At 45.0% G+C, this 13,338-nt stretch carries 8 protein-coding genes and 1 pseudogene; 8 read left to right on the forward strand and 1 reads right to left on the reverse strand.

The features are described 5' to 3' along the window. Positions 1-10: 10 nt before the first annotated feature. A complete protein-coding gene (locus BP71_RS32800) occupies positions 11-3,214 on the reverse strand; it encodes a SusC/RagA family TonB-linked outer membrane protein (RefSeq protein WP_496385868.1) in 3,204 nt (1,067 codons plus the stop codon). 206 nt (positions 3,215-3,420) lie between these two features. On the opposite strand from BP71_RS32800, the gene BP71_RS32805 reads away from it, so the two are divergent. The 8 genes and pseudogenes from BP71_RS32805 to BP71_RS32840 all read left to right on the forward strand — a co-directional run bounded on the left by BP71_RS32805 (position 3,421) and on the right by BP71_RS32840 (position 13,336). Beyond that, positions 3,421-4,122, forward strand: coding sequence for a FadR/GntR family transcriptional regulator (locus BP71_RS32805; protein ID WP_496385869.1), 702 nt, complete (start codon positions 3,421-3,423; stop codon positions 4,120-4,122). Positions 4,123-4,463: 341 nt separating this feature from the next. Further along, the gene (locus BP71_RS32810) at positions 4,464-5,246 is read left to right on the forward strand and encodes a TlpA family protein disulfide reductase (RefSeq protein ID WP_496385870.1); all 783 of its coding nucleotides are present in this window, start codon (positions 4,464-4,466) and stop codon (positions 5,244-5,246) included. Positions 5,247-5,849: 603 nt separating this feature from the next. Further along, a pseudogene (locus tag BP71_RS32815) lies at positions 5,850-6,029 on the forward strand (hypothetical protein); the annotation flags it as partial. A gap of 125 nt (positions 6,030-6,154) precedes the next feature. Then, positions 6,155-6,724, forward strand: coding sequence for a helix-turn-helix domain-containing protein (locus BP71_RS32820; protein ID WP_496385872.1), 570 nt, complete (start codon positions 6,155-6,157; stop codon positions 6,722-6,724). A gap of 287 nt (positions 6,725-7,011) precedes the next feature. After that, complete coding sequence (locus BP71_RS32825; protein ID WP_496385873.1) at positions 7,012-7,305, forward strand: helix-turn-helix domain-containing protein; 294 nt, start codon at positions 7,012-7,014, stop codon at positions 7,303-7,305. Positions 7,306-7,766: 461 nt separating this feature from the next. After that, entirely contained in the window at positions 7,767-8,837 is a 1,071-nt protein-coding gene (locus tag BP71_RS32830; protein WP_496385875.1) for an efflux RND transporter periplasmic adaptor subunit, read from the forward strand. Between the two features lie 21 nt (positions 8,838-8,858). Continuing rightward, on the forward strand, positions 8,859-11,960 hold the full coding sequence (locus BP71_RS32835) for an efflux RND transporter permease subunit (RefSeq protein ID WP_496385876.1): 3,102 nt from the start codon (positions 8,859-8,861) through the stop codon (positions 11,958-11,960). A gap of 26 nt (positions 11,961-11,986) precedes the next feature. Continuing rightward, positions 11,987-13,336: a TolC family protein gene (locus tag BP71_RS32840; RefSeq protein ID WP_496385877.1), complete on the forward strand. Its 1,350-nt coding sequence runs from the start codon at positions 11,987-11,989 to the stop codon at positions 13,334-13,336. Positions 13,337-13,338: the final 2 nt, after the last annotated feature.

Below are 13,338 nucleotides of genomic sequence, written 5' to 3' on the forward strand. Positions count from 1 at the left end.
CGTCTGAAGGTTAGAGAGAAACATTTACACCTAGCAGGATGGTACGGGGGATCGGATATCTGCCCCGATCGGTACCGCCGTCCTCGGGGTTCAGTCCCATATACCTGGTGAAATAATGAAGGTTATTGGCCGTCACATTAAAGCGGAGCGCACTGATCTTCACTTTCGAAAGCAGGGACTTGGGCAATGAATAACTCAGCGTTACTTCCCTGACTGCCAGGAAATCGCCTTTTTCATAATACCGGGAATTCCCGCCGTTCACGCCAACCCCGCCGCGGTACAGGTTATTCTGGCCGTTCTGGTCTGCCCAGTAATATTTCGGGACTTCAGTAATATCACCGGGCTGTTTCCAGGATTTCAGCACTTCCTTGGACAAACCCACATCACCCTGAAACTGCCCCACCATCTGGGCACGCGGATAATTGTAAATAACATGGCCTGTGGTATAATCCAGGCGCAGGAAAAGATTGATTCCCTTGTAGCCCAGAGAATTGCTGAACCCACCAGTCCAGGCCGGGTAGGGATTTCCCACATAGACCCTGTCTGTCCCGTCAATAATTCCATTCGCATCCAAGTCCTGCCAAATCACATCACCACCATACTTGGTTTTATTGGTTCGTGAGATGAGGTTATCCACCGGCGCTTTCGAAGCCTCCTCGTCCGTTGCATAGATCCCCAACTGTTTGTAAGAGTACATGTCACCCACCCTGCCGCCTTCCTGCAAACCGCCTTTCCAGGCAAGCGCACCCGTTTCGGGGTCCCAAACCTGAATACCGCCTACCCGGTTGTTGATTTGCCCGTTAGCTGGCAGCGTCAGGATCCTTTGCCTTGTTTTGGCTGCATTGAAAGATATGTCCCAGCTGATCGCCGCGGACGACGGCAAGACCCTGGCGCTCAGTTCGAGCTCGATGCCCTTATTTTCCAGACTGCCCAGATTGGTGCGTATGCTTGGAAAACCGGTTGAAAGAGGCAAAGTAAGATCGGTCAGCAAATCATCCGTAACACGTCGGTAATAGTCGAAAAGGAAGTTGATACGATTGTTAAAAACACCGATATCGGCACCGAAATCGAGGGTTTTGGAACGTTCCCATTTTAAGTCATAATTCGCCAGGACAGTATTGGTCACCGCGGCATTGGTACCATATTGTGAACCTACGCTATATTGTCCCTGCGATTGAAAATCAGAAAGTCCGCTGATATTCCCGTTCACGCCGTAGCTGGCACGCAATTTCAGCCGGAGTAGATTATCGGGAAGGGCAGTCCAGAACCGCTCCTTGTGAACATTCCAGCCCACCGATACGCCGGGGAAGAAACCCCACTGATGATTCGCACCCAAATTGGAAGCACCATCATACCTGGCGCTCAGTGAAATCAGGTATTTCTGATCAAAATTATAATTGATGTTCGAGAAATAGCCGACGAGGACCTGCTGGCTTTCATAACCGCCGACTGAAACCGGCACTGCCGAAGCATTGAGAGTCGGGATAAGATCCGTCGACGCGCCCTGTCCCGTGGCAGCTAGACCGGTAGTGTCCCTCCTGAAATAGGAGCCTCCTATTTTCGCTTCCAGATTGTGTTTCTCCGCAAATGTTTTGGCATAATTCAAAACGACATCCGCCTGGTATTGCGTCCGGGAAAGGTAAGATCCCGATGCGGTCCTTGTTGAAACATAAGTTGCCGGTCCATTGTAATAAGCCTGCTGAAAAGAACGGTTTGCACCATCAGATTTAAATATAGAAAGCTGCGGAGCAAAGGACAATCCGGGCAAAATATCCCAGTTAGCACCAATGGCGAGCGACAGGTTCTGCGCTGTACGTTTGGTCTTTAGTTTATTCAAATGATACTCAGGATTTCCGATCGACTGCCCCTGTCCGGGTGCCAGGCTACCGTCCTCAAAAGTATACTTGGTCGTAGGGGCAACGTCGATAGATCTTTCGAAAAGGCTGTTATCGGAAAAAACCTGGTTATTTCCCGAACTCGAAAACATCATTCTGGAATAAAAACGCAGCTTATCACTCGCATAAAGATCTCCATTCATGTCGAAGGTCAGCCTGTTGTATTTGGTGGTGATTGCAATTCCCTGTGCATCCATGTAACCAACGCCTGCGCTGAAAGTCGCCTTGTCGTTACCCCCGGAAAGGGAAACGTGGTGGTTTTGTGTCACGCCGGTCCTGAACAGGATATCCTGAAAATCGGTCCCTTTGAAAATGATCGTTTTGGAAGGATCGATCGGATCCGGCATACTCTCCCAGCCTTCATTAAGCTTGTATTCATTTTGCGGCGTCAGGTACTGGGTTGTGTAAGGAGAAGTATTCGTAAGGTCATTACCGGTCCCGTACCCCGATTTACCTAGCAAATTGGTGAGGTAAGCGGTATTGCCGGTCACTTTTGAAGTGGCCTGCACACCCAGCCTCTGGTAGGTAACGTAGTCCCTTGCCGAAACCAGATCATAGCGTTTCACTATGTCCGAGAACGATACATTATACTGATATGAAACCTTTAGCTTTCCGGCCTTACCGGATTTTGTTGTGATAATGACAACACCGTTGGATGCCCTGGCACCATAGATTGCCGTGGATGCGGCATCTTTCAGTACCTGCATCGACTCGATTTCTTCTGAACTGATATCATTCATATTGGGACGTATCACACCGTCCACAATATAAAGCGGTGCCGACCCATTCGGGTTGTTAATGGAGGTCCCGCCTCTCAGTACGATCCTTGGCGCTGCACCGGGCTGGCCGCTGGTGCTCTGAACCCGCAAACCCGCAATACTTCCCTGCAATGCAGACGCCGCGTTGGCAAAAGGTATGTTTTCCAACACCTTGTTGTCCAGCTTTGAAATGGAAGAAGTGACATTTTCCCGAGACTGCCGCCCATAGCCGACAACGAGTACCTCGTTAAGGTTTTTCAGCTCCGGTTGAAGAACCACATTAATTTCAGATTGCCCACCTACCACAACTTCCGCAGACTTGTAACCGACGAAGCTGAAAATAAGCGTTTGCCCGGAAGCTGCCGGGATCTCGTAACCACCCTGCGCATTCGTGTTTACCCCAGTCTGCGTACCCTTTACCATGATGGTTACAAAAGGCATCGGCGCATTGTCCTCGCCAGACCGCACAACGCCCTTAATAATCTGCTGGGCCATTGCATTGGGGACTATGGCTACGACAGAATACAAAAGAATAATAATCGGAAAGTAAAAACTTCGCATTGATTTCATGTGGTTAAAGAGTTAAATCATACCTGTTTGTATCTGAATATCAAGAATGCGGCAAATTTTCTTTGTAATTTTATTTGTAGGACAAATGTAATGATAGTATTTAATTATAAAATGATTTGTATGAAAAAATATATTATACCTTCAATATTTTAGTATTGCCGATACCTTGCGCTACATTTGTGGAAAAAAGAGGAACAATGACTGATTCAAAATCCAACACACTCGAACCGTTGGAAAGCCTTTCGATGACCGACCGGGTTGAAAATATACTGCGCGAATATTTTACCGAAAACGCTTTTAAACCGGGAGATTCACTTCCGAACGAGCTGGAAATGGCTCAAAAACTGAACGTTAGCAGAAATGTCGTAAGGGAAGCGCTGAGCAGATTGCGCATGCTGGGCATGATAGAAGCGCGCCCCAGAAGAGGAATGGTGATGTCCCAGCCGGATCTCCTGGCTGGCATAGAGAAAGTCCTTAATCCGTTTTTACTGAGCAGCGACAACCTGAAAGACCTATTCGAGCTCAGACTCATTCTGGAGATGGGTATCTCTGAGTTCCTTTTCGCCCGCAAAACCGAAAAAGACCTGGACGAGCTGGAAGCGATTGTGAAAAAGCAGAAACACCCTACTGTTGTTTCAAAAGAAGAAGAGATTGCATTTCATGGAAAACTCTATGAAATGACTGGAAACGATACTTTTAACCGGTTTCAGACTTTACTCATGCCCACATTTGACCACGTTTTCTCAGGATTTTACGACAAAGGGGTAAAATTCGAAATTGCCAATCCGGTAACCCATGAAGATTTGTTCCTTTTGTTGAAAAACGGCACACAAGAAGATTTCCGCAAAGGCATGTACACACATCTCGCCGTTTATTTTGCATCGATCAATGACAGGTAAGATCAGCTTGAAACTGCAGCAACTGGAAATGGGCAAAGTCGTGTTCAGCGATATGTGACACCTGCTGGTGCGCCGGCCAGCTATTAGAAGGAACAACATCAGCACTTTATAAGAAGGGGCCTGATCCGCTAACCTTCGTAACTCATCAGGCATTTGGTTCAAAATTTGTTCCGTTGCGGGTGCAAAGGCTCCTTAGCGAAAGCCGAGGGGCTTTTATTGCGTTTAGAACTTTTTGAAAGGCTGATTTTTAGCGCTTTTTAACCAGCTTTTGCCGCCGCAAATATGCCATATGTAATTTATTTCTACATTTAGAACTCCAAATGACGCAAACGCGAAATGTCATGAATTCTGCGAAAATCATCCTGCTCGTGCTCCTCAGTTGCAGTTTATCCTGCTCGGATGATCGGGCAAAGTTGGGAAAGCCCGCCCCCGGCACGAAAGATGCTCTTTCCGACTTCTCGCATTGGTGGGCTTATCATTCTAGCAACATTAAATTCTATAAGCATTTTACCCCATTCGACACAGATGCGCGCGTAATCCCGCTCGACTCATTCATGCAAAAATACCGGACAGGTGAATACGCAGTTTTGAAGTATACTCAGGGCGATACGACTATTCAGTACCAGCTCAAAAAACTGGATACCAGCAGCGAAGAAAACATCCGAAACCAGCTTCGTGCCACAGCCTACAGCGATTTCAAAGATTTTCTCAAAATCGGGAAACCTCTTGAAGGGTTCGGCTACCAATCAATCGACGGCCGAACTTTTGACTCAAAAGCCATCCGGGACAAATTCCTAGTCATGAAATTCTGGTTTATTGGCTGCCAACCCTGCATCGCCGAAATGCCCGAATTAAACGCCATCGTGAACAAAAACAGCACACGAACCGACGTTGTTTTCCTCAGCATCGCACTGGATCCCCGGCCCGCATTGCAAAAATTTTTGGCCAACAGAAGGTTTGACTACGCCGTAGTTGGCGATAAGAAAGGTTATGTTATCGACACTCTGAGTGTGAATACCTTTCCTACTCATATGCTATTGGATAAGCAAGGGCATGTAGCGGGCATTTGCAGTAATATAAAAGATCTAAAGGAAATGCTGGCCGGTCATTTGATTGCCAATTAAGAGTTCTTTTCTCGCAGGGTAGCGATTCATTTCTTAATGTTCAAGATGGCAATTTCTGGTTTGGCTACCTGCTCCCAGAATTTGCTCGGACAACCCGTTATCACCCGGTTTAGCGCAGCTTTCCCCACCACGCAGCATGAAGGGAGTAATAAAAGCCCATAATTTAGATAGCAGCATGCACCTAGTAATGCAAATTTACCCACCTCTATGCGTTGAAAAAATCGAATCCCTGCAATTTACTTTTCATTGAAGCACATTCCATAATTATGTAAGCAATAGCAGCAATTGTGTAGAAAAAACCTTAACCAAATGGCAATCTTTGCAATGTCAAAAACCATATGTATTCTCTAATGAAGGGATATGCTTTTATTTTAGCGATGATGATTTGCCCGCCGATTACGGTTAGCTTATCTTATGCATGTTATAATACAGCCATAATTACAGTGATTCCGGCTGCGACGGCGCCCACTCGGACTCCTTCTTTGCTTTGAAAGTGCAACCAACCAGCGTAATTCAAAAGCCTGTTATTGCCGATTACCAAGCAAGATCCTGGTTCCATTAAGAATCACCCCCCAAACAGGATTACCTGTCACTTTGCCCCCCCTAAATGATGCACCCGCGCAAGCAGATGCAGGCATAGCGGTTGGTTCAGGGACGGATGTGACAGCTGAAACCGCCGATATCATTCTGGTTAACAGTGATCCGATGGACGTGGTACGAATGATCACATTCGGCAGGGCTACTTACAGGAAAAGTGGTACAAACCTGGCGTGGACAATTGGCAGCTAAATGTGAACTACTTGTGGGTTAAGGTCACATTTAGCTGCCTAGCAACCTCTTTTTTTCAATATGCAGGTGTTAAATGATAATCCTAGAAAGGCCAACACGTAGACTCCAAAACTGAAGAAATGAATATTGCAACACTATTTATAAAAAACATGGTCTGCAACCGCTGCATTGCGGTAGTGCAGAGCGAGCTTGATAAACTTGGCATTATATCGAAAAATGTTAAGCTGGGAGAAGTTACCCTTGAAAAGGAGCTAACTGAGGCACAAAAAAAAGTACTGAACGAAACTCTGATACTCTTGGGCTTTGAGTTGATTGGCGATAAAAAAAGCAGGATCATAGAAGGGATAAAGATTGTTATCATTAATCTGGTGCATTATCAGGGTAATGATGCAAAAGCCAATCTATCAGATATATTGGGCAAAAAACTCAACCATGACTACAATTACCTTTCAAATCTATTTTCAGAGGTGGAGGGCACCACGATAGAAAAATATTTTATTTCCCAAAAGGTTGAAAAGGTAAAAGAACTTTTGGTCTATGATGAGTTATCTTTAAGCGAAATCGCATTCAGCCTTAACTACTCAAGTGTTGCCTATCTGAGTAACCAGTTCAAAAAAGTAACTGGCTTAACACCAAGTCATTTCAAACAGATTCGTGAAGGCAAAAGAAATCCATTGGATAAGGTATAAGTAAATATTACAAATCAATTCCATAACTACACAACAGCGATTTTAATATTTGTCATCAATTTGTATTGCAAAAAATCAATCGGAGATATGGCAACAAATAAAAAAATAGAAACCGTTTACTTCCCGTTAGAAGATGTAGAAAGTGACCCAGGAAGTGTTAGAAGCGTTGATAGAAGCTGTTGAAAAAGCCGGAATAGCCATAAGCAATACGTCGCATGTCACCCCCGAGTCTTGAATTATGACGGATATTCCAGAGAACTTGAATCTCAATTTTTAAAGTAAAAGATATGTTACAAATAAAGTTAGTCAGTGATCGCGCAGAGATGTTTGGCAAGGTAAAAAGTGTAGCGGATCAAATTATCCAGTTCCAATTAGACACGGGTAAATGTTTAGTTCTTTCTACACAGATTTCCAACGAACTGAATGTAGATTACAATGCATTCAGTAATTTATTATTATCAAAATATGGGGTTACACCGGAAAGGATCTTTGTAATCAGGTTAATAGAGAAAGTAAAAGAACTGTTGGTCTATACCGAACAATCATTTAAGGAGATAGCTAGCGCACTGGGTTACAAATAATCCTTCTGACCTGTCCAATATGCTAAAAAAATACACGGGGTTTACCTCCACCTATTTCAAGAAAATAAGAAAAAATAAGCTAGAAGTTATCCGAAGGCAGCAGATAGAAAAAAGTGCAAGTTAATGAGATAAAAATAGTTATAGAAATAATATTTTTCGCCAAATCTTTCGCTACGCATATAAGAGAATGTTTGATTCCTTTCGGTCGAAACAATCGGGTTCAATAGCTCAATTAAAGTAAAATAACTTTTAAAAAACCCGGTTTGTTTATATGAACTTGGGTTCTATTTTTTAATGCTTCTCCATTCTAATTCATCTCCACCTACTCATTTGCTTCGGGAAATAACGCAAAGTAAATCTCACAAATCTTACCTGTAACTGTGTAAGAAGCATGGTATTATGAGTGCGTAATTTTGCCCGGCAAATTAGAATCGATTGTTGCATCATTAAACATTAATAACATGTTCTACAAACATACTATCCGGAGGTCGGGAATTTTAATTCCCCTGTTGGGTATCCTACTGATTGCTTGTGAAAACAAGACTGATAAAGCGCCAGCAAAAGAGGTATCTGCTAACGCCGATGCCGGTAAATTGCCAGTGGACATTAGCGTCGCACAGGAGCAGCAGCTCGATCAGGAAGAAGCCCTTGTGGGAACGATGTTGCCTTCACGCGAAGTTGCCATTGTGAGTGAACTACCCCAAAAAATTACCCGTGTGGCCTTTAAAGATGGCAGCTTCGTAAACCAGGGAACTGTGCTTTACATGCTGAATGATGCCGACATCAGATCCCGCTTAAAACAGGTTGGTGCCGAATTAGAGCTGGCCCGGCTGAATCAGGACAGGCTGAGCAATCTATTAAAGACCGAAACTGTGAGGCCACAGGAATACGACGAGGCGGTGATGCATTTCCGGTCCCTGTCCGCACAGCAGGAGCTGCTTCAAGTAGACCTAGACAAGACTGTAATCCGGGCTCCGTTTTCAGGAAAAATGGGCATTTCAAAAGTACATCTGGGCGCATATGTTTCGCCTGGTGCAGAATTGGTGACAATGCAGGATCAAAGCAGCATCAAAATCAATTTCTCCGTCCCTGAAAAATACTTGCCGTTGATACAGAACGAAAAAAAAGTAAGGTTTATTACCGAGCTGTCTGACGAAGAATATTCGGCAACTATCACTGCCACCGAGCCCGGCCTTGACGCTCAAAGCAGGAGCTTGCAGGTACAGGCGGTAACGGCCAATGCGGGCGGAAAATTTCGGGCAGGGCTGTCGGCCAAAGTCTATTTCAGTGTTACCCACAAAGGAGCAAAAGGCATCATGGTGCCCACCGAATCCCTGACGCCCGGAGAGAATGGTTACACTGTTTTTGTGATAAAAAATGGCGTGGCGAAGCCCATGGCAGTGACCATTAGCAACAGGACAGAATCGGATGCGATCATCACATCCGGTATCACGACTGGCGACAGTATCATTATTTCAAATATACTGCGCCTGGGAGACGGGACTCCCGTAAAAGCCGTCGTGTCCAAATAATCAATTCCAAATCAGAGCATTATGAGCTTATCATCTTTAAGTATAAGAAAGCCGGTTTTAGCCGGGGTATTTTCCCTCCTGCTTATTATTTTGGGAATAGTAGGATGGAAACAATTAGGTGTTCGTGAATTTCCTTTAACAGAACCGCCAGTGATTTCGGTCATTACGTTCTATCCCGGTGCAAGCCCGGATGTGATTGCATCCAAGCTTACCCGGCCAATGGAAGAATCTATTGCGGAAGCAAACGGAATACGCACCATTTCCTCTGAATCCCGAGAACAGGTAAGTGTTATTTCGATAGAATTCAACCGTGAGGTGGACATAGAGGATGCGCTGAACGACGTGAGAGACAAAGTAGCAAAATCCCGCAAGCAACTCCCCACAGATGTGGATCCGCCTATTGTGCAAAAGGCGTCTTCGCCAGACAATCTGGTGGCATTCCTTGAGGTGGAAAGTGACACCAAAGACATAAAAGAAGTAAGTCACCTCGCATCGACCATCATCAAAGACAAAATGCAATCCATCCCGGGAATCAGTAACGTAGCGATTGTAGGCGAACACAAATACGCCATGCGCCTTCGCTTTGATCCCGCAAAGCTTGCCGCTTATCAATTGACTCCGGCAGACATCCGCCAAGCCTTGGCGAGGGAGAATATTGACCTGCCCGCCGGTCGGATAGAAGGAACCAACAGCGAACTTAGTATCCGTACAATGGGTCGTCTTACCTCGGCAAAAGATTTTGAAGAAATGCTCATCAAACAAGTGGGCAGTACAGTAATTCGTCTAAAAGATATCGGTTCCGCCGAATTGGGAGAAGTGAATGAGCGCACCGCTATCATTAACGAAACCGGAAACTTGAACCGCATTGGTATCGGCGTGGCCATTCAGATACAGCGTGGTGCAAATGCCATTGAAGTGGTAGACGAATTTTACAGGCGCTTAGATCAGCTACGCGAAGAAGTCCCGTCGGAATACCGTTTGATTGTTGGTTTCGACTATACCAGTTCTGTTCGGGAATCGATCAAGGAGGTAGAGGAAACCCTTTTCATCGCTTTCGGACTGGTGGTATTGATCATTTTTCTATTTCTTAGGGATTGGCGATCAACCATTATTCCGGTATTGGCTATTCCCGTATCCATCATTTCCGCATTCTTCATTATGTATGTGGCAGGTTTTTCCATCAATATATTAACCCTTTTGGGATTGGTGCTTGCCATAGGGCTGGTGGTGGATGACGCCATCGTTGTACTTGAAAATATTTATAAAAAGATAGAAGAAGGCATGACGCCTATACAGGCTGCGTTTAAAGGCTCCAAAGAGATTTACTTTGCGGTTATTTCCACGACCATTACGCTGGCAGCGGTTTTTCTTCCGATCGTTTTCATGGGAGGAATCAGCGGGCAGCTTTTCAAAGAATTCGCCATTGTGGTATCGGGTTCCGTAATGATTTCGGCCTTTGTAGCATTGACATTAACACCGATGCTCAGTGCTTATTTCCTCAGAAAAAAAATAAGACCAGGCTGGTTTTACCGTGTAACCGAGCCATTTTTCATCGGCATGAATAATGGATATGCCCGCTTGCTCACCGCATTTATGAAGGTCAGATGGTTAGCCTGGGTATTCTTAGCAGCTACTACCGCACTCATTTATTTTGTTGGTAAAGGGCTTCCTTCAGAATTGGCGCCGATTGAAGACCGTTCCAACATGAACCTCATTGCCGTTGCTCCCGAGGGGGTTTCTTTCGACTACATGAAAAAACACATGACCGAAGTGGGAAAATATGTGAACGATTCTACTGACGGAATTTATCAAACCTATTCTATGGTCGCTATTTCCTTCATTCCCGCTCCGGCACCTGTGAATGTGGCAGTACAAAGCATCTATCTTAAAGATCCAAAACACAGAAAGCATAGCGTCCAGGACTTATACAACCAATATGGCGCCGCATCAGGGCAATTCAGAGGATTTCTTTTGTTTCCCTATCTGCCGCCAACCATCGGGAGCCGGTATGGTGGCGGTATGCCAATTCAATTTGTATTGCAATCGCAAAACCTCGATAGCCTGACGGCGGTGCTTCCGAAATTCCTGGGAGCGGCACGCCAAAGCAAAAAACTGATGTTTATTGATACCGATTTAAAGATTAATAAACCAGAGGTAAAAATAAATATCGATCGTCAGAAAGCTGCCATGATGGGTGTATCAATGGAGGAAGTAGCTCACACATTACAACTTTCCTTCTCTGGTCAGAGATACGGATATTTCTTGCGAGACGATCGTCAATACGAGGTGATCGGGCAGTTAAACCGTGAGTATCGAAATGATAAAAGTGATTTAAGTGCGATTTGTGTTCGTTCTGCATCTGGTACAATGATTCCTTTGAACAATCTGATAACAACAGAAGAATCCATCAGTCCTGCCGCCATTTACCGGTACGACCAATATACCTCCGCTACCGTGTCGGCAGCAATGGCACCAGGAGTGAGCCTTGCCGAAGGAATACAGGAAATCGAAAGGATAAAGCTGGAAGTATTGGGTGAAACCTTCAAAGCAACATTAGCTGGCCAGTCGCGTGACTATACCGAAAGCCAGGGTAATATCACCTTTACGCTTATTCTCGCATTGGTACTTATTTATATGATTTTAGCCGCACAGTTTGGAAACCTGCGTGATCCGTTAACCATTATGCTCACGGTGCCAATGGCAATAACGGGCGCTATCCTCAGCCTCTCCTGGTTTGGTCAAAGTTTAAATGTGTTCAGTCAGATCGGGATTATTACACTGATTGGACTGATCACCAAAAACGGAATTCTTATCGTTGAATTTGCCAATCACCTGAAAGATTCAGGACTTTCAAAATTCGATGCGGCCATACAGGCAGCAGAGCAACGTTTCCGTCCAATCCTGATGACGTCGCTGGCGATGATATTCGGAGCATTGCCCATTGCACTTACGGCCAACAGTCGCCAGTCATTAGGGATCGTGATTGCCGGGGGACTTGTCTTTTCCGGAATACTGACCCTGTTTATCATCCCAGCTGTTTACTCTTATTTATCCAGCAAGAAAGGTGAAACAGTGATTGTGGAAGAAAATATAGACGACGTATACGGGACAGCGGTAGCATAATGATTCTAAATCCCAAAGAAGACAAAATGAAAACAAACATCTTTTATACAGTTACCGTACTGCTATTGATAAGCAGCGGTAATGTATTGTATGCACAGAAAAGAACGCTTGCCCTCACAGATGCATTGGAAATGGCAAAGCAGGGAAACAAGGCACTTCAGGTGCAGGTTTTGGCAGAAATACAGGCCAAAGAAATTGTCCGGGAAACAAGAGGTGGCTTGCTGCCCAGCATTTCGGCGAATGCCGCTTATTCCTATTACTTCGAAAGACCAATTATATTCTTACCGGGCTCGTTTGCTGGTACCGATAAGCCAGTGCAGGACGTAGCCTTTGGCGGAAGAAATGCCTTGAATACATTCGTTTCGTTACATCAGCCCATACTCGCTCCTGCCATACATGAGCGTACAAAGGCCTCACAATTCAGTGAAAAGATCGAGATCGAAAAGACGGCCGACCTCCAAAGCCGGGTAGCACTCCAGATTTCTACGCGCTATCTGGATATGTTGATGATGAACCGTCAGCTTGGTCTGCTGGACCAAAGCCTGCAGCGCAATATCAAGGTGCTACACGATTCCCGGTCGCTGTTTGCCCAGGGAAGAAACCTTAAGTCAGATACTTTGAGGAGTTTTATTGCCGTTGAAAATCTTAAATCCTCTGTTTCTTACTTAAAAAACAACATAAATGTGTCCGGCATTGAGCTTAAAAGGCTGATTGGATTGGAAGGGCCGACGGAAATAGAACTGACAGATCAGCTTGAGCTTGGCGCAGAAACAAGCCAAAGCGAATTTTACAAAGTTGATGAAGCATTTCGGATTGCCGAAACAAACCGAAACGACCTTAATATACAAAAACTGACGATCGACTTACAGCAGACAAAAATAAAGGCCGCGCAGGCAGAGCTGTTGCCACAACTGTCGCTAATAGGGCAGTATCAGCTACAGGCACAAGCCGATGATCTGAAATTTGGTCAATACGCTTTGCCGAGAACTTCCTTTTTAGGCCTGCAACTTAGCGTACCTATTTTTAACGGCAATCGTACCAAATCTCAAGTCAGTCAGGCAAAGATTAAAGCACAGCAGGAAGATATACGCCTTAACGATCTGAAGGAGGCCGTTAAAACAGAACTTGCCACGATTGTAAGCAAATGGAAAGAAGCCACTTCGCAACTGGATATACAGAAAACAACGGTAAAGTCAGCAGAATTGAACTACCAGATGATGGAGGACCGATTCCGGAATAGCTTAGGTTCAAGACTTGAGCTGACAGATGCTGAGTTGGCTCTGACACAAGCCAAAATAAACTATCTGAATGCTGTATATAATCTGCGCATGCTCCATATAGAGTTACAACAAGCTCTTGGGCTGTTAAATCTATAATT

Source organism: Dyadobacter ginsengisoli DSM 21015 (genome assembly GCF_059568735.1).